Source organism: Bacillus sp. FSL R5-0709 (genome assembly GCF_038004785.1).
Taxonomy (GTDB): Bacteria; Bacillota; Bacilli; order Bacillales; family Bacillaceae_G; genus Bacillus_A; species Bacillus_A mycoides.
This window is the reverse complement of record NZ_JBBORT010000001.1, coordinates 4,873,122-4,891,676: the sequence shown is the minus strand read 5'-3', so window position 1 is coordinate 4,891,676 and position 18,555 is coordinate 4,873,122. Positions and strand designations below refer to the sequence as shown.

18 protein-coding genes and 3 pseudogenes are annotated in these 18,555 nt (G+C 37.0%); all 21 read left to right on the top strand.

Going from position 1 to position 18,555, the window contains the following annotated elements:
- The first annotated feature begins 100 nt into the window (after positions 1-100).
- The 21 genes and pseudogenes from MKX37_RS25305 (at position 101) to MKX37_RS25205 (ending at position 18,499) form a co-directional block, all read left to right on the top strand.
- Entirely contained in the window at positions 101-298 is a 198-nt protein-coding gene (locus tag MKX37_RS25305; protein ID WP_002016109.1) for a helix-turn-helix transcriptional regulator, read from the top strand.
- 11 nt (positions 299-309) lie between these two features.
- Positions 310-700, top strand: a pseudogene (locus MKX37_RS25300) (hypothetical protein).
- Between the two features lie 17 nt (positions 701-717).
- Positions 718-939, top strand: a complete 222-nt coding sequence (locus tag MKX37_RS25295; RefSeq protein WP_002089582.1) for a hypothetical protein — start codon at positions 718-720, stop codon at positions 937-939.
- Positions 936-1,329, top strand: a pseudogene (locus MKX37_RS25290) (ATPase). The gene MKX37_RS25295 and the pseudogene MKX37_RS25290 overlap by 4 nt, the downstream one beginning before the upstream one ends.
- Positions 1,330-1,345: 16 nt before the next feature.
- Positions 1,346-1,573, top strand: coding sequence for a hypothetical protein (locus MKX37_RS25285; RefSeq protein ID WP_002034710.1), 228 nt, complete (start codon positions 1,346-1,348; stop codon positions 1,571-1,573).
- 100 nt (positions 1,574-1,673) lie between these two features.
- On the top strand, positions 1,674-2,435 hold the full coding sequence (locus MKX37_RS25280; protein WP_002034711.1) for a MerR family transcriptional regulator: 762 nt from the start codon (positions 1,674-1,676) through the stop codon (positions 2,433-2,435).
- Positions 2,432-3,052, top strand: a complete 621-nt coding sequence (locus tag MKX37_RS25275; RefSeq protein WP_078421832.1) for a hypothetical protein — start codon at positions 2,432-2,434, stop codon at positions 3,050-3,052. The genes MKX37_RS25280 and MKX37_RS25275 overlap by 4 nt, the downstream gene beginning before the upstream one ends.
- A 47-nt stretch (positions 3,053-3,099) precedes the next feature.
- Positions 3,100-3,532 (top strand): annotated as a pseudogene (locus tag MKX37_RS25270) (DUF4362 domain-containing protein).
- Between the two features lie 150 nt (positions 3,533-3,682).
- On the top strand, positions 3,683-5,659 hold the full coding sequence (gene uvrB, locus MKX37_RS25265; RefSeq protein ID WP_002016097.1) for an excinuclease ABC subunit B: 1,977 nt from the start codon (positions 3,683-3,685) through the stop codon (positions 5,657-5,659).
- A 5-nt stretch (positions 5,660-5,664) separates the two neighbouring features.
- Positions 5,665-8,535, top strand: coding sequence for an excinuclease ABC subunit UvrA (uvrA, locus tag MKX37_RS25260; RefSeq protein ID WP_002016096.1), 2,871 nt, complete (start codon positions 5,665-5,667; stop codon positions 8,533-8,535).
- A 186-nt stretch (positions 8,536-8,721) separates the two neighbouring features.
- A complete protein-coding gene (locus MKX37_RS25255; protein ID WP_002089574.1) occupies positions 8,722-9,102 on the top strand; it encodes a phage holin family protein in 381 nt (126 codons plus the stop codon).
- A gap of 156 nt (positions 9,103-9,258) precedes the next feature.
- On the top strand, positions 9,259-10,188 hold the full coding sequence (hprK, locus tag MKX37_RS25250) for an HPr(Ser) kinase/phosphatase (RefSeq protein WP_002016091.1): 930 nt from the start codon (positions 9,259-9,261) through the stop codon (positions 10,186-10,188).
- Positions 10,189-10,212: 24 nt separating this feature from the next.
- Positions 10,213-11,025, top strand: coding sequence for a prolipoprotein diacylglyceryl transferase (gene lgt / locus MKX37_RS25245; RefSeq protein WP_002034719.1), 813 nt, complete (start codon positions 10,213-10,215; stop codon positions 11,023-11,025).
- Between the two features lie 66 nt (positions 11,026-11,091).
- Positions 11,092-11,739, top strand: coding sequence for a pyrophosphatase PpaX (gene ppaX / locus MKX37_RS25240; protein WP_002089567.1), 648 nt, complete (start codon positions 11,092-11,094; stop codon positions 11,737-11,739).
- A gap of 54 nt (positions 11,740-11,793) precedes the next feature.
- On the top strand, positions 11,794-12,300 hold the full coding sequence (locus MKX37_RS25235; protein WP_002129892.1) for an acyltransferase: 507 nt from the start codon (positions 11,794-11,796) through the stop codon (positions 12,298-12,300).
- A gap of 145 nt (positions 12,301-12,445) precedes the next feature.
- Positions 12,446-13,957, top strand: coding sequence for a tetratricopeptide repeat protein (locus tag MKX37_RS25230; RefSeq protein WP_002129890.1), 1,512 nt, complete (start codon positions 12,446-12,448; stop codon positions 13,955-13,957).
- A gap of 84 nt (positions 13,958-14,041) precedes the next feature.
- Positions 14,042-14,998: a thioredoxin-disulfide reductase gene (gene trxB / locus MKX37_RS25225; RefSeq protein WP_002089563.1), complete on the top strand. Its 957-nt coding sequence runs from the start codon at positions 14,042-14,044 to the stop codon at positions 14,996-14,998.
- Positions 14,999-15,159: 161 nt separating this feature from the next.
- Positions 15,160-15,966 carry a DUF368 domain-containing protein gene (locus MKX37_RS25220; RefSeq protein ID WP_078421833.1) on the top strand — a complete coding sequence of 269 codons (807 nt, stop codon included), beginning with the start codon at positions 15,160-15,162 and terminating at the stop codon, positions 15,964-15,966.
- Between the two features lie 215 nt (positions 15,967-16,181).
- The gene (locus MKX37_RS25215) at positions 16,182-16,640 is read left to right on the top strand and encodes an NUDIX hydrolase (protein WP_002124062.1); all 459 of its coding nucleotides are present in this window, start codon (positions 16,182-16,184) and stop codon (positions 16,638-16,640) included.
- Positions 16,641-16,660: 20 nt separating this feature from the next.
- Entirely contained in the window at positions 16,661-17,542 is an 882-nt protein-coding gene (rapZ, locus tag MKX37_RS25210; protein ID WP_002016084.1) for an RNase adapter RapZ, read from the top strand.
- 3 nt (positions 17,543-17,545) lie between these two features.
- The gene (locus tag MKX37_RS25205) at positions 17,546-18,499 is read left to right on the top strand and encodes a gluconeogenesis factor YvcK family protein (protein ID WP_002016083.1); all 954 of its coding nucleotides are present in this window, start codon (positions 17,546-17,548) and stop codon (positions 18,497-18,499) included.
- The last annotated feature ends 56 nt before the right edge of the window (positions 18,500-18,555 follow it).

The window sequence follows — 18,555 nt, the reverse complement described above, 5'->3', positions numbered from 1 at the left end:
GTCTCTTTTTTTTACCTTTTTTTGTAAAGATATCTTTACTTGGATTTGGAAAATATTTATAATTAAAGTAAAGATATCTTTACTTTCGAAGGTGGAGCCTATGGGTGTGAAAAATAAAATTAAAGAATTGCGAAAACAACATCATATAACGCAAATTGAAATGGCAAAGGCGATGCAAGTGACGCGGCAGACAATAGTGGCGATTGAGAACCACCACTATAACCCAAGTCTAGAGTTATCCCTAAAAATCGCCAAATATTTTGGAATGAAGGTAGAGGAAATATTTACGCTGGAGTAAGGGGAGAGAAAATGAACGATACTAAAAAGTTGTATATCGCTACGGTCTTAGGATTATGTGGAGGGGGACGTTTTAGTTCGGATTATGGACCCATCCATACCGATGTTATCGCTTATAGTTAGTAACATTTTAGCAATTGTATTTCTGATATTGTATACGAATTACAAAAAGCGGAAGTACAAAAAAGAAGGACTTCCAGATATAGATGAGCGGGTAAATGAAAATATAAAAAAGTATGTAAATGTCTCATTTATATTCGCATTTCTTTTGCTTATTGTTTATATTGTTGCAAGCAAAGCGATAGGGCGAATTACTATACCGATTCCAGAAATATTCATTGTATGTAGTTTCTTATTTGCTGGTAGTCTCATCATAGGAGTAATGGCGGGAAAACGAGCATAACGATAGGAGGAATGAAAATGCAAGATGAGTTTGAGAGATTTCAGTCGGATAAAGCGTTTAAATATTTAGGGTTGTTTTTAACAATGAGTTTAGCGGTATGGAGTTTGTATAATTTAATTGTTTATGGAAATGCGGGCATGCCGTTTGTTTTATTTGTATTAGGACAGTTTGTTTATTTCTTTGTGAACTATTGGCCGAAATGGAAATATAGAAATCAAAAAGAGGCTGATCATGTATGAGTAAGCAAGATATTATACGGTTCATAGGAAGTTTGTTTTTAGCGGGTCTTGTTTTAAATGTGAGTTTAATGATTTTAAGTATTTCGTGGGGAACGATCTTCATATCGAATGTAGCACTAGTCATTTTATATGGCATTTCGGAATATAGAGAACAGAAGCGTTTGAAAGAAGAGAGAGTACCGTCAATTGATGAGCGAGTTGTGAACAATATGAAGTCATATTTTACGATTTGTATTACAAGCTGCGTTTTTTTTGTTCATTATGTATCTTTGTGTAAATAAGTATTTAGATAGGCAAGTAGTACATGTAAATGAGTTATTATATATTGCTATTTTTGGTTTATTAATAAGTATGGCATCGACGAGTGTGTTAGCAACAAGGAATAGATAGAAAAAGGGGAACTGGGATGGGATTACCGGTATTATGTGTCGCTACGGCTATTTTTGCTTTGTTTTGGGGAATACAAAACTTCTCTCGTAATCCAGTGCCAAGTGTATGTATTATGATTGGTGCTGTAGGTTTATCATACTATTTATTAATTTTAGCGCATTATCATAAAACAGCAACAAGTGTTGTTGTAGGGGCAATTATTTTATTTTGTGGTCGTGCTATACAAAAGGGGTTATTTCCATAAAAGCTGTTTATACAAAAGGTATAAACAGCTTTTTGTATTTTTTTTACAAACTACTTGAAAGTTACGTTACGTCATCTTTTATAATGAAGGAGAAGAGGTGATGGAGTTGATTTCAATTCAAGAACTAACGAGGGAAACAGGGGTTACAGTAAGGACGTTACGTTATTATGATCAAATTGATTTATTAAAGCCGAGTGGGAAAACTGATGGAGGACATCGGTTATATAGCGAGAGAGATGTTGTTCGTTTGCAGCAAATTTTATTTTTAAAAGAAATGGGTTTTTCATTAAAAGAGATTACGAATATGTTAATAACGGATGAGCTCAATTTAAAAGTATCGCTTGAAAAGCAACTTAGATTTGTACAGGAAGAACAGAAAAAATTTAATCGAATGGAACGTATTTTACAGGCAGTTGTTTATTCAGTAGATGTGGAGGGAGAACTGGATTGGAAAGTTATGTTTGAACTCATTCAGCTTTCGAAACAGTCTCCGCGAATACGTGAGATGTTTCAAAATGAAGTTTTTTCTAAGGGAGAACAAAAGTTGCTTCATAATTTGCCGAACATGAGTGAAGAAGATCCGAATGTTTTAGAATGGGTAAATTTATTAAAGCAACTACGTAACTTTATGAAAGACGGTAAGGAGGCATCATGTGATGAAGTACAAGGCGCAACAAAGAAATTAATGCAGAAGTGTTTAGAGATGGCAAATGGTGATGAAGCATTTTTAGATAAACTGTGGGAAGTAAGAAAGTCAAAAGAAGATTCACAGAAAATGAGTATGTATCCAATTGAAGAAGAGCTTCTATTATATATGGATGAGGCTTTTCGTATATATGACGAAAGGGAGAGGGATAAATGAGTATACTTGCAGAATATCGTTGGTATTTTTTAATTGGGGCAGAGATTGTATTTTGGTTATCAGCTATCGGATTCTTTTTACTAAGGTATGGATTTCGCTTGAAAAAGGCAAGTTTTATTATGGGGATTGTGCTACTTGTAAATGAAGTGTTTATTTTAACTTTAGGAGTAGTGGACTACTATCAAACAGGGAAGTTCTCTAATTTTCAAATCATTACGGTAATCATTTTATTATATGCAGTTTTTTATGGGAAAAAGGATTTGAAGAAATTAGATATATATGTACAAAAATTAGTTGCGAAGTGGCGGAATGAACCGGCGCCTATTATCGAAGAACCACTTGAAGTAACAGGGATGGCGCATGCGAAGCAGGAAATAAAAAATTGGGTTTTACATCTTATTTTGTTTATTGCGGTTCATATATTCTTTTTCTTCATGTATGGGCTTATTCCAGTAGAACAGTGGGGGAATTGGTTAGAGTCAGGAATCGTTTTAAATAAAACAGCAAGCCGTGTAAGCCAAGTATGGGCTATTATTCTTTTAGTGGATACTGCGATTTCATTTTCATATGTTATTTTTCCGAAGAAGGAGAAAGGAAACAAGAAGCTACTTTCATAGAGGAAAGTAGCTTTTTTCTAGTATACCAATAGTTTGTATAGGAGAGGATAACAATAGGGAAAAGAACAGGTTTTATATGCTTATTTCTCTTTAGTTTAGTAGCATGTTCACAACCTAACAGTGCAATTGATAAGAAGAATGATGTGGTTGCAAAGGGGGGGAGAAATTTCTAATCTAGATAAATTCGAGAAGTTCATTTGGAATGTGGAACAAGGGAAAGTTGATAAAATAAGAATTGTACAGTATACACATGAAGGTGATCCTGTTTTTCAAACGTTAGAGCATAGTAAGAAAGATATACTTTATGTGTTAGATAATAGACAAGATCAATTTGCTGGTGACCATAAAGGGTTACATAAAGATAGTTGTAAAAGGATTGTTAAAGAGCAACGTGAATCAGAAACGGTATATAGGTTAATAGATTGTACGAATGAAAATGGGCGCAATGGATATGACTTATTATATGTACTTGAAAAATAGAGTTAGTAGAGGAAGGAAGTATTTATTCCTTCTTTTTTTATGTATATCTTGTCGAAAATTTTACCGAATATCTGTTCGTTTTTTTAGGTTTTTTATGGGCATTCGTGGTAAAATAATAATACAGATTTTTATGAGGAGGTCGGTTTTTAGTTGGAACATCCATTTGAAATTATCTCAGAGTATTCCCCGCAAGGTGATCAGCCGGGAGCGATAGAGAAGCTTGTAGAGGGAATTAATAGTGGAAAGAAAAAGCAAGTGTTGCTTGGAGCGACAGGAACGGGTAAGACATTTACGATTTCAAATGTCATTAAAGAAGTGCAGAAGCCAACACTTGTAATGGCTCATAATAAAACGTTAGCAGGACAGTTATATAGTGAGCTGAAAGATTTCTTTCCTAACAATTCTGTGGAGTATTTTGTTAGTTATTACGATTATTATCAGCCGGAAGCGTACGTACCACATACGGATACGTTTATTGAAAAAGATGCGCAAATTAACGATGAAATTGATAAATTACGCCACTCGGCAACGTCTTCTTTATTTGAAAGAGATGATGTTATTATCGTTGCGAGTGTTTCGTGCATATACGGTTTAGGTTCTCCGGAAGAATACCGCGAGTTAGTTGTTTCGCTTCGAGTTGGTATGGAAAAGGACCGCAATCAATTGCTTCGTGAACTTGTTGATGTACAGTATGGACGTAATGATATTGATTTTAAGCGTGGTACATTCCGTGTGCGCGGAGATGTAGTTGAAATCTTCCCCGCATCACTTGATGAGCATTGTATTCGAATTGAATTTTTTGGGGATGAAATAGATCGTATTCGAGAAGTAAATGCATTAACGGGTGAAGTATTAGCAGAACGTGATCATGTAGCAATCTTCCCGGCATCTCACTTCGTTACACGTGAAGAAAAGCTGAAGGTCGCTATTGAAAATATTGAAAAAGAATTAGAAGAGCGTTTAAAAGAATTAAATGATAACGGTAAGTTGTTAGAGGCGCAGCGCATAGAACAGCGAACGCGTTATGATTTAGAAATGATGCGCGAGATGGGCTTTTGTTCAGGGATTGAAAACTATTCCCGTCATTTAACACTTCGTCCGGCAGGCTCAACGCCGTATACGCTTTTAGATTATTTTCCAGAGGATTTCTTAATCGTTATGGATGAGTCGCACGTATCGGTTCCGCAAGTAAGAGCGATGTATAACGGGGACCAAGCACGTAAGCAAGTGCTTGTTGATCATGGATTCCGTCTGCCATCAGCTTTAGATAATAGACCGCTCACGTTTGATGAGTTTGAAGAGAAAACGAATCAAGTTATTTACGTTTCGGCAACGCCAGGACCGTACGAGTTAGAGCAGTCACCGAAAGCAATAGAACAAATTATTCGTCCAACAGGGCTTTTAGATCCACCAATTGATATACGACCAATTGAAGGACAAATAGATGATTTATTAGGAGAAATCCATGACCGGATTGCGAAAAATGAACGTGTATTAATTACGACTTTAACGAAGAAAATGTCAGAGGATTTAACGGACTATTTAAAAGATGTAGGAATTAAAGTGAATTATCTTCACTCTGAAATTAAAACATTAGAGCGTATTGAAATTATCCGTGATCTTCGCCTTGGTAAGTTTGATGTACTTGTCGGTATTAACTTATTACGAGAAGGATTAGATATTCCAGAAGTATCACTTGTAGCTATTTTAGATGCTGATAAGGAAGGGTTCCTACGTTCAGAGCGTTCATTAATTCAAACAATTGGTCGTGCGGCGCGTAATGCAAACGGCCGCGTTATTATGTACGCAGATCGCATAACGAGATCGATGGGAATTGCAATTGAAGAAACACAGCGTCGTCGTAGTATACAAGAAGCTTACAATGAAAAGCATGGTATTACGCCGAAAACGATTCAAAAAGGAGTACGTGACGTTATTCGTGCGACAACAGCAGCTGAGGATACGGAAATATATGAAGCAACACCAGCTAAGAAGATGACGAAAAAAGAACGTGAAAATACAATTGCGAAGATGGAAGCAGAGATGAAAGAAGCAGCAAAGGCATTAGATTTCGAGCGTGCAGCTGAATTAAGAGATTTACTATTAGAATTAAAAGCGGAAGGGTGAAAAGAGTGAGTAAAGATTTTATTGTTGTAAAAGGTGCTAGAGCGCATAATTTAAAAAATATTGACGTAACCATTCCGAGAAATCAGCTTGTTGTTGTGACGGGATTGTCTGGTTCGGGGAAATCATCGTTAGCATTCGATACGATTTATGCAGAAGGGCAGCGTAGATACGTGGAATCTTTATCTGCGTATGCGCGCCAGTTTTTAGGGCAAATGGATAAGCCGGATGTTGATATGATTGAAGGTTTATCTCCAGCGATTTCAATTGATCAAAAAACGACGAGTCGTAATCCTCGTTCAACAGTTGGAACGGTAACGGAGATTTATGATTATTTACGTTTATTATTTGCACGAATTGGTACGCCGATTTGTCCGAATCATGGAATTGAAATTACATCACAAACAGTGGAACAGATGGTAGACCGTGTTCTTGAATATCCTGAACGTACGAAGTTGCAAGTGCTAGCGCCTATCGTGTCAGGGCGTAAAGGTGCGCATGCGAAAGTATTAGAAGATATTAAGAAGCAAGGTTATGTTCGTGTGCGCGTTGATGGAGAGATGCTGGATGTATCGGAAGAGATTACTTTAGAAAAAAATAAGAAGCATTCAATTGAAGTTGTTATTGACCGTATTGTTGTGAAAGAAGGAATTGCAAGCCGACTTGCAGATTCACTAGAAAGTGCTTTAAAGCTTGGCGGGGGCCGAGTTTTAATCGATGTAATGGGAGAGGAAGAACTTCTATTTAGTGAACATCATGCTTGTCCACATTGTGGTTTTTCAATCGGAGAATTAGAGCCGCGTATGTTCTCGTTTAATAGTCCGTTCGGCGCGTGTCCTTCTTGTGATGGACTTGGATCGAAGTTAGAGGTAGATTTAGAACTTGTTATTCCGAACTGGGATGTATCATTAAATGAACATGCGATTGCTCCCTGGGAACCGACAAGTTCACAATATTACCCGCAATTATTAAAATCCGTGTGTAATCATTACGGCATCGATATGGATATGCCGGTGAAAGATATACCGAAGGATTTATTTGATAAAGTGCTGTACGGAAGCGGGGAAGAGAAGCTTTATTTCCGCTATGTGAATGAATTTGGTCAAGTAAAGGAAAATGAGATTTTATTTGAAGGTGTTATTCCGAATATTGAGCGTCGTTATCGTGAGACGAGTTCTGATTATATTCGTGAGCAAATGGAGAAATATATGGCAGAGCAAGCTTGTCCGAAGTGTAAAGGTGGACGCTTAAAGCCTGAGAGTTTAGCTGTTTTCGTTGGTGATAAAACGATTGCCGATGTAACGAAATATTCTGTTCAAGAAGTACAGGAGTTCTTCTCAACTGTTGAGTTAACGGAGAAACAACAAAAAATTGCTCATTTAATTTTAAGAGAAATTCAGGAACGTGTCGGGTTCTTAGTGAACGTCGGTTTAGATTATTTAACGTTAAGTCGTGCCGCAGGAACTTTATCAGGTGGTGAGGCGCAGCGTATTCGTTTAGCGACACAAATTGGTTCTCGCCTTACTGGCGTACTTTACATTCTTGATGAGCCTTCTATCGGTTTGCATCAGCGTGATAATGATCGTCTTATTCGTACATTGCAGGAAATGCGTGATTTAGGAAATACGTTAATTGTTGTTGAGCATGATGAAGATACAATGATGGCTGCTGATTATTTACTTGATATCGGACCTGGTGCAGGTATTCATGGTGGTCAAGTTGTATCAGCAGGTACACCAGCTGAAGTTATGCAAGACGAGAATTCATTAACTGGGAAATATTTAAGCGGTAAAGAGTTTATTCCGGTACCACTTGAAAGACGTAAAGGTGACGGACGTAAAGTGGAGATTGTCGGTGCGAAAGAAAATAACTTAAAGAATGCGAAAATGTCATTCCCCCTAGGAACATTTGTAGCAGTAACAGGCGTATCTGGCTCTGGAAAAAGTACGATAATTAATGAAGTACTATACAAATCATTAGCTCAAAAGCTATATAAAGCGAAAGCAAAGCCAGGGGCTCATAAAGAAATTAAAGGTCTTGAGCAGTTAGATAAAGTTATTGATATTGATCAATCACCAATCGGGCGTACACCACGTTCAAATCCGGCGACATACACTGGCGTATTTGATGATATTCGTGATGTATTTGCGCATACGAATGAAGCGAAAGTACGTGGGTATCAAAAAGGACGTTTCAGCTTTAACGTAAAAGGCGGCCGTTGTGAAGCGTGCCGCGGTGATGGAATTATTAAAATTGAAATGCATTTCTTACCAGACGTGTATGTTCCATGTGAAGTTTGTCACGGTAAACGTTACAACCGTGAAACGTTAGAAGTGAAATATAAAGATAAGAATATTTCTGAAGTGTTAGGGATGACAATTGAAGATGGGGTAGAGTTCTTTGCTAATATCCCGAAAATTAAGCGTAAACTTCAAACGCTTGTAGATGTAGGGCTTGGTTATATGAAATTAGGACAACCAGCTACGACGTTATCAGGTGGTGAGGCGCAGCGTGTGAAATTAGCTTCTGAATTACATCGTCGTTCTACAGGGCGTACGTTATACATTTTAGATGAGCCAACGACTGGCTTACATGCACATGATATTGCACGCCTTCTAGAAGTGTTGCAACGTCTTGTTGAGAGTGGTGAGACGGTACTTGTAATTGAGCATAATTTAGATGTTATTAAAACAGCTGATTATATTATTGACCTTGGACCAGAAGGCGGAGACAAAGGCGGACAAATTGTTGCTTCGGGAACGCCAGAGCAAGTGGTGAAAGAAGAGCGCTCTTATACAGGTAAGTATTTAAAAGAGATTTTAGATCGTGATAAAGCAAGAATGAAAGAGAAAATAAAAGAAGTAGAGTTATCACAATAAGTTGTTAATAAAAACCGAGTGGGAATTGCACTCGGTTTTTATTTCACTAAGGGAAACTGGTAAGAATGTTAGTAGGTATACAAGTATAAAGAATAGAATAAATTGGTATAAGTGTTTGCATGTTACTTGCGTTTATTATCTATTAGCGTATGATGAAATATATATGTTAAAAGGATGTGTAAGGAAATGAGATGGATTGTATCACTTCTTGTAAATAGCGTTGTGTTAATCGCTGTATCCGGACTTTTAAAAGGGGTTGCACCAGACGCATTTTACATAGCAAATATACAAACTGCAATTATTGCGAGTATTATATTGGCGATTTTAAACGTATTTGTAAAGCCGCTTTTAATTTTAATTACGCTACCGATTACTCTTGTAACTTTCGGTTTCTTCTTAATTGTTATTAATGCGATTACGTTAAAGATGACGGATTCGTTATTAGGGGACGCCTTTAATATATCTGGATTTGGTGTAGCGATTGTTGCGGCAATTTGTATTTCTATTTTTAATATGATAATTGAAAAAGTAATTGTTGAACCGTTACATGAAAAAAAGAGAAAATGACAAAAAGAAAAACATTTCATGATTCATATGAAATGTTTTTTTCTATTTATTAGAAACCGAGTTTCTTGTTTCCAGAAAAAAATGGTACAATATCCGATAGAATGGAATTTTACATCAAATGAGACTGAACCCGCAGCGGAGTGGAGGTTTATACATATGCCGAAAGTAAGGACAAAAGATTTAATTGAACAATTTCAATTGGAGTTAGTAAGTGGTGAAGAAGGGATTCATCGTCCGATTGATACGAGTGATTTATCGCGACCTGGAATTGAAATGGCAGGATTTTTCACATATTATCCAGCTGATCGCGTGCAGCTTCTTGGGAAAACGGAGCTTACGTTCTTTGATACGTTAACGACAGAGCAAAAGCAAGAGAGAATGAAAGCGCTTTGTACTGAGGAGACGCCTTGTATTATTGTAACTCGTAATCAAGATGTACCGGATGAGTTATTACAAGCATCACGTGAATCAGGCGTGCCTTTATTACGTTCTGCTCAAACGACGACGAGATTATCAAGTCGTTTAACAAACTATTTAGAAGGTAAGTTAGCGCCAACAACAGCTGTTCATGGTGTGCTAGTAGATATTTATGGTGTTGGTGTTTTAATTACAGGTCAAAGTGGTGTCGGGAAAAGTGAGACAGCGCTTGAACTTGTAAAGCGTGGTCACCGCCTTGTTGCGGATGATAGCGTAGAAATTCGTCAAGAAGATGAAGATACATTAGTAGGGAGCTCACCTGATTTAATTGAGCACTTATTAGAAATTCGTGGTCTAGGTATCATTAACGTAATGACGTTATTCGGTGCAGGGGCAGTACGAAATTATAAACGTATTACACTTGTTATTAATCTTGAAATTTGGGATCAAAAGAAAAATTATGATCGCTTAGGTCTTGATGAAGAGAAGATGAAGATTATTGATACAGAACTTACGAAGATTACACTTCCAGTTCGTCCTGGTCGAAACTTGGCTGTTATTATTGAAGTAGCAGCGATGAACTTCAGATTAAAACGTATGGGAGTCAATGCGGCACAACAGTTCTCTGAACGATTAATGAGTGCGATTGAGTTAGGAAATCAAGAGTAGACTCTGGAGAGGGAGGTCATATATATGCTGTTAGGTTCTGTACCACAGCTTGACCGTATTGCAGTCCAACTTGGGCCGTTCCCTGTTTATTGGTATGGGGTTATTATCGGTACAGGTGTGCTATTAGGTCTTTGGCTAGCAACTCGCGAGGGAGAAAGGCTTGGTATTCACAAAGATACATTTATCGACCTTGTATTAATCGCAGTACCAATTGCCATTCTTTTTGCGAGAATGTATTATGTCATTTTTGAATGGGAATATTATTCGCAAAATCCGAGTCAAATTATTAATATTCGTCAAGGTGGTTTGGCGATTCATGGTGGTTTAATCGGGGCTGTTATTACAGGAATCCTTTTTGCGAAACGACGCGGGCTTTCATTCTGGAAGTTAGCGGATATTGCTGCGCCGAGTATTTTACTAGGACAAGCAATTGGCCGATGGGGAAACTTTATGAACCAAGAGGCGCATGGTGATGAAGTAACGAGACAGTTTTTAGAAGGTCTTCATTTACCAGATTTCATTATTAATCAAATGTACATTGATGGTGTGTATTATCACCCAACGTTTTTATATGAATCATTATGGAACTTTGCAGGTGTTATTTTACTACTCGCGTTACGAAAAGTGAATTTACGCCGTGGTGAATTATTCTTCACATATTTAATTTGGTATTCAGTGGGACGCTTCTTCGTAGAAGGTTTGCGTACAGATAGTTTAATGTTAGGACCACTTCGTATTGCACAAGTAATGTCTATTGGAATTGTTGTTATTTCTATCATTTTCATTATTGTGAGACGAAAAATGGGGCAAGCTGATAAAAGATATTTAGAAAATTAGAGAAAAGTAGCATCTTATAGAAGATGCTGCTTCTTTCATATTCAGGTAATGAAAGGATTAAGGACGATGAAAATAAATACAGTGTTATTTGATTTAGATGGAACGTTAATTAATACAAATGAACTTATTATCTCTTCTTTTTTACATACGTTAAATCACTATTATTCTAATCAGTATAAGCGTGAAGATGTATTGCCATTTATCGGTCCATCTTTGCATGATACTTTTAGTAAAATTGATGCAAGTAAGGTTGAAGAGATGATTACATGTTATCGTCAATTTAATCATGAGCATCATGATGAATTAGTGGAAGAGTATGAAACTGTATATGAAACGGTTCAAGAATTGAAGAAGCAAGGTTATAAGATCGGCATCGTTACAACGAAAGCGAGACAGACGGTTGAAATGGGATTAAAGCTTTCGAAACTTGATCAGTTTTTTGATGTTGTCGTGACGATTGATGATGTGGAACATGTGAAACCACATCCAGAACCACTTCAAAAAGCATTGAAATTATTAGATGCAAAGCCAGAAGAAACATTGATGGTTGGTGATAATCATCATGATATCGTCGGTGGACAAAATGCAGGTACGAAAACAGTAGCGGTTTCATGGACATTGAAAGGTAGAGCGTATTTAGAAGCGTATAAACCAGATTATGTGCTAGATAAAATGAGTGATTTACTACCGATTTTGTCCCGCATTAACGGGTAGTAAGATTCCTGCCGGTTAAAGTGTCACTTTTATATAAGTAGAGGAGAGAGTTCAGTGCGACGGACAACGCGCTATCCTGTTTCAGGAGAAAATTCATTGTGGAATGTGTATAAAACAGTTTCTTTTTGGAAGGTAATGAAAAATTTTATTATCATCCAAATCGCACGTTACACGCCATTTTTATCCGTAAAGAATTGGTTATATCGCACGTTTTTACGGATGGAAGTAGGAAAGAAAACGTCGTTTGCACTTATGGTAATGCCAGATATTATGTTTCCAGAAAAGATTACTGTGGGAGAAAATTCAATTATCGGCTATAATACAACGCTTTTAGCGCATGAATATTTAATTCGTGAGTATCGACTTGGAGAAATCGTCATAGGGAATGAAGTTATGATTGGAGCGAATACGACAATTTTACCAGGTGTGACAATTGGAGATGGAGCTATCGTTTCTGCAGGCACACTTGTCCATAAAGATGTACCAGGCGGCGCTTTCGTAGGCGGAAATCCGATGCGTATTATTTATACGAAAGAGGAAATGGCCACTAGAGAAGGTTGATGTTAAAAATGTAACATTTCCCTTCTCTTTTTATGAATAAAAAGGAAATAATTGATTATAATATACTGTTTTGTTTTTTACGGAATCGTTTATACTTATAGATAGAAGAATGTGTGAACGAAGAAAACAAAAAACTGGAGGATATATGGGGAAAAATCAAAGAATATATAAGGAGAACGGACAAGTTATCTCTTTTAATCAGTTAGCGGACTTCTTTTATAAAAAAGGGATGAGGGCTTATAAAGGGCAAAAATTGCAAGATGCAATTAAATATTTTCGAAGAGCAGCACAAAGCGAGAAGGAGCCGTTTATTTTATGCCAACTAGCAATAGCATTATCTGAATCTGGTGAATATCAAGAGTCGAATCAGATATTTCTAAAGCTTGTTAGATCCAATCCTGAACTTGAGCAATGCTATTATTTTATTTCAAATAATTATGCATATATGGGCTTGTTTCAACAGGCGAAGAAGTATGCAGAGCGATATTTAGAAGTTGCGGAAGAGAAGGAATTTGTAGAAGATACATTAGAATTGCTTGAGATTATGGAAGAAGATGCAATGGGTGCGGAAGAGATTGAGGATGAAGATGAGCTAATTGTTATGCAAGAAGAAGCGAACCGCTACATTCGTAACGGACAATTAGAAGAGGCGATTGCTACACTAGAAGTTGTTACGAAAGAATATCCAGAATTTTGGTCAGGACATAATAATTTAGCGATTGCACATTTTCAATCAGGTAATGTAGATCAAGCGCTTAAGTTAACAGAAATGATTTTAGAGAAAAATCCTGGTAATATGCATGCGCTTTGTAATACGCTTATTTTTCTATATTCAATTGGAGAGCATAAGCAAGTAGAGTCATTAGCGGGGCAGTTAGTTTCGGTATATCCAATTTCATTTGAGCATCGTTTGAAACTTGGAACAACGCTTGCAACAATTGGTCATTTTGAACCTGCATATAAATGGTTCAAAGTATTAAAGCGTCAAGGGTACGAAGGAGACGTCAGTTTTTATTACTGGTTTGCATACTCTGCGTATATGGTGAAGGAACAGCAAGTAGCTGAAAAAATGTGGCAACATGTTGTAGAATTGCATCCTGATAAAAAAGGAAAAGAACCGTGGAATGCACTGAATTTAGCAGATGAAGGACAAAATCTTTTATTTGAAGAGTTACGAAAATCATTTCAGCAAAGTACGACGCTAGAAGAGAAAATGCTAGCTTTATATTTAATGAATGAATTGTCAACACCAGAGAAGGTTGGATTCTTCTTTGATGTAACGCAAGCGAAAAATGGTGTTCCAATCGTATCGCAACTTGCAAAATATTTCTTTTTACTTAATAGTCATAAAAGCATCCCAGCTGATTTACAGCAATTTGAACAGTGCGTACGAATCGCGGATGCATTATACAATTATACGAAAAAAGATGATGAATTAATCGAAGAGTGTTTAAATTTTTGGTTTTGCACGTTCATACGTTTATATACATCTGGAGCGACTTTTACAAATGTGTACGGTTGGTCAGCGGCAATTGAATACATTGTGCGCGGCGAACAAAGAAATAAGATGACACAGGCAGAGCTTGGTGATGTATATAATGTATCTGTAGCGACTGTACGAAAGTATGTGCAGGCTGTTAAGCGCACGCACACGTAGGGTAGGCAAATCATTGGGAAAAAAATGATGCTAACAGTATAATGAGGGTAACTTAATGTGTATGAATGAATGGGAGTGAATAGTGTGTCAGAAGAAAAAATTTATGATGTCATTATTATTGGTGCAGGACCAGCTGGTATGACAGCTGCGGTATATACATCTCGTGCGAATTTAAGCACACTGATGCTTGAGCGTGGTATTCCAGGTGGACAAATGGCAAATACAGAAGATGTAGAGAACTATCCAGGTTATGAGTCTATTTTAGGACCAGACTTATCAAATAAAATGTTTGAGCATGCGAAGAAATTTGGTGCTGAATATGCATACGGTGATGTAAAAGCAATCATCGATGGTAAAGAGTACAAAACAATTATTGCTGGTAAAAAAGAATATAAAGCACGTGCAATTATCGTTGCAAGCGGTGCAGAGTATAAAAAAATTGGCGTGCCAGGTGAAACAGAACTTGGTGGCCGCGGTGTATCGTATTGTGCAGTATGTGATGGTGCATTCTTTAAAGGGAAAGAACTTGTTGTTATTGGCGGCGGAGATTCTGCTGTTGAAGAGGGTGTGTTCTTAACACGCTTCGCATCAAAAGTAACGATCGTTCACCGTCGTGACACTCTTCGTGCACAGAAAATTTTACAAGATCGTGCTTTCCAAAATGAGAAAGTAGATTTCATTTGGAATCACACTATAAAAGAAATTAACGACGCAAATGGTAAAGTAGGAAGCGTAACACTTGTAGATGTAAACAGCGGAGAAGAACAAGAAGTTAAAACTGACGGCGTTTTCATATACATCGGTATGTTACCACTATCAAAACCGTTTGTTGAGCTAGGTATTACAAATGAAAATGGTTATGTTGAAACGAACGAGCGTATGGAAACGAAAGTTCCTGGTATTTTCGCAGCTGGTGATGTTCGTGAAAAAATGCTTCGTCAAATTGTAACTGCAACAGGTGATGGTAGTATTGCAGCGCAGAGTGCACAGCATTATATAGAAGAGTTAGTAGAAGAATTAAAAACTGTAACAGAAAAATAAGGGGTAATATACCTTTTGAGAAGAAAGCTACCGATAGGAGCTTTCTTTTTTTTGTGAAAATGTCAAAGTTTTGTCAAAAACAATTAGGATTATAAGATTTCTTATTGATATACTGGACTTTACGGAAAAAATCACTATAAGAAATGAGGAATTTATTCAGTATGGAATGGCGTAATATATATCGTGGATTTTGTATGGGCGTTAGTGATTTAATTCCTGGTGTGAGCGGCGGAACAATCGCTGTTGTGTTAGGGATTTATGAACAATTGCTCGCAGCAATTAGCGGATTCTTTAGTCGTGAATGGAAAAAACATTTAGCGTTTTTAATCCCACTTGCAGCTGGTGTAGCTGCGGCTTTTCTAACGTTAAGTCACGTTATTAAATATTTATTAGCAAATCATTATGAACCGACTCAATTTTTCTTCCTCGGTTTAATTATTAGTATATTACCGATGTTAATGAGAGAAGCTGATGCAAAGGCAACGTTTAAAGGTAGTCATATTGCCTTATTAATAATTGCAGCAATTCTTGTTGCAATAACAGCATTCTTTAAACCAGATAAGGCAGCGGATCCAATTACGACGTTAACAATTTTAAATGCAATTGGTTTATTTTTCGCAGGATGGATGGCTAGTATGGCTATGCTTCTTCCTGGAATTAGTGGATCGTTTATTTTATTAATTATTGGTGTGTATCCAACAGCAATTAACGCTTTAACTACACTCAATTTACCGTTAATCGTGGTTATCGGTGCCGGCGTGATGGCCGGATTTGTTGTAAGTAGTAAAGGAATTAGTTATTTGTTAAATCGTTATAAAAGTATGACATTTGCGGCAATTATTGGGCTCGTTATCGGGTCGATTGTCATTGTGTTCCCTGGCATTCCGACTGGTGGCATTTCAATTGTAAGTTCAATTATTACTTTTATTTTAGGATTTGCGGTTGTTACTTATTTCGGTAAGAAATAAGTGTTTTAATCCCCTTAACGATAAAAATCGTTAAGGGGATTTTTATGTGCTATTCATAGGAAGTAAGGTATTTTGATTGCTTGTTATAGAAAGAATTTTTACAATTGCTTAGCGAAAGGGGACTGGCACCTTCGTTGTAGCAAACTGTTTTTGATAGTATAATGAAATGAGTATGCAGTGAGAAATTTTGCTGCAAGTAGCTGAGGTGAAGAAACATGCAAAGAGTGACAAACTGTGTGTTAATTAGAGATAATGAAGTACTCTTACTCCAAAAACCTCGCCGAAATTGGTGGGTTGCACCGGGCGGGAAAATGGAGCGTGGTGAGACAGTAAGAGATACCGTTGTTCGCGAGTATCGTGAAGAAACAGGTATTTATTTAAAGAATCCAGCATTAAAAGGGGTCTTCACTTTTGTCATCCAAGAAGGTGATAAAGTTGTTTCTGAATGGATGATGTTCTCCTTTTTAGCAACAGATTTTGCAGGAGAAAACAAATTAGAGAGCGAAGAAGGCATCATTGGTTGGCATACATTTGATAAAATTGATGATTTAGCAATGGCACCAGGAGATTATCACATTATTGATTATTTAATTAAAGGGAATGGTATAATCTACGGTACATTTGTATATACCCCAGATTTTGAGTTGCTTTCATATCGATTAGATCCGAGTTAAACCTGCAAGGAGAGGATACGATGACAGAGAATAATGATATAAAAATGGTAATTATTACAGGGATGTCTGGAGCTGGAAAGACGGTAGCGTTACAAAGTTTCGAAGATTTAGGATATTTTTGTGTAGATAATTTACCACCGATGTTATTGCCGAAGTTTATTGAACTTATGGCAGATTCAAAAGGTAAAATGAATAAAGTGGCACTCGGTATTGATTTACGTGGCCGAGAGTTTTTTGAATATTTATGGGGAGCGCTTGATGATTTATCAGAACGTACATGGATTATTCCTCATATTTTATTTTTAGATGCGAAAGATAGCACACTTGTAACTCGTTATAAAGAAACGAGACGTTCGCATCCACTTGCGCCAACTGGCTTGCCGTTAAAGGGAATTGAAGCTGAGCGTGGTTTATTAACTGATATGAAGGCAAGAGCGAATATTGTGCTTGATACATCTGATTTGAAACCGAAAGAATTACGAGAAAAAATTGTTCACTTATTCTCAACAGAAACTGAGCAAGCATTTCGTGTAAATGTTATGTCATTTGGATTTAAGTACGGAATTCCAATTGATGCTGATTTAGTATTTGATGTTCGTTTTTTACCAAATCCATATTATATTCCACATATGAAGCCATTAACAGGACTGGATGAAGAAGTTTCGTCGTATGTGTTGAAATTTAATGAAACACATAAGTTTTTAGAGAAATTGACGGATCTTATCACTTTCATGCTGCCTCATTATAAAAGAGAAGGTAAGAGTCAACTTGTAATTGCGATTGGATGTACAGGTGGGCAACATCGTTCTGTTACGCTTACAGAGTACCTTGGGAAACATTTGAAACCAGAGTATAGCGTTCATGTATCTCATCGTGATGTGGAGAAGAGAAAGGGCCATTAAGGGATGAAAAAAGAGAGAAAACCTAAAATTGTTATCATGGGAGGTGGAACTGGACTTTCTGTTTTATTAAGGGGATTAAAACAATATCCTGTTGATATTACAGCAGTTGTAACAGTAGCCGACGATGGAGGCAGTTCAGGTAGACTACGTGATGAGCTAGAAATTCCACCTCCAGGTGATATTCGTAACGTACTTGTTGCGTTATCGGATGTAGAACCATTAGTGGAGGCTTTATTTCAGCACCGTTTTACAACTGGAGACGGACTGAAAGGGCATGCGTTAGGAAATTTACTATTGGCAGGTATGACTTCGATTACAGGAGACTTTTACCACGCGATTACGGAAACGAGTAAAGTATTAAATGTCAGAGGACGTGTATTACCAGCAGCGAATCAAAGTGCGGTACTTCATGCAGAATTAGAAGATGGAGAAATTGTAACAGGTGAATCAAAGATTCCTCATTTCGGGAAGAAGATTAATCGTGTCTTTTTAACTCCAGAAGATGTAGAACCGTTATGTGAAACGTTGACGGAAATTAAACGAGCTGATTTGCTTGTTTTCGGTCCAGGAAGTCTGTACACAAGTATATTACCGAATTTAGTTGTTAACAAAATTGGAGACGCTGTTCTTGCTGCAAAAGCGAAGAAGGTATATGTATGTAATGTTATGACGCAAGCGGGCGAAACGAAGGGTTATACTGCATTTGATCATGTGCAGGCGTTACATGATCATTTAGGTAAACCATTTATCGACACTGCGATTGTAAATAATCGTGATATTCCTCGTGAATTACGTAAGTTATATGAGGAAGAGATGTCGGAACCAGTTGCACTGGATACAAATCGTTTTGCTGAACATAATATCGAAATCATTCAAGATAGATTAGCGAAATATGATGATCGTGTTGTAAGACATGATACATTAAAGTTAGCTTCTATTTTATATTCATTGTTATAAATGTGCGTTGCCTCATTTGAGGTAACGCTCCTCATTCATATAGGACAAGATTTTTG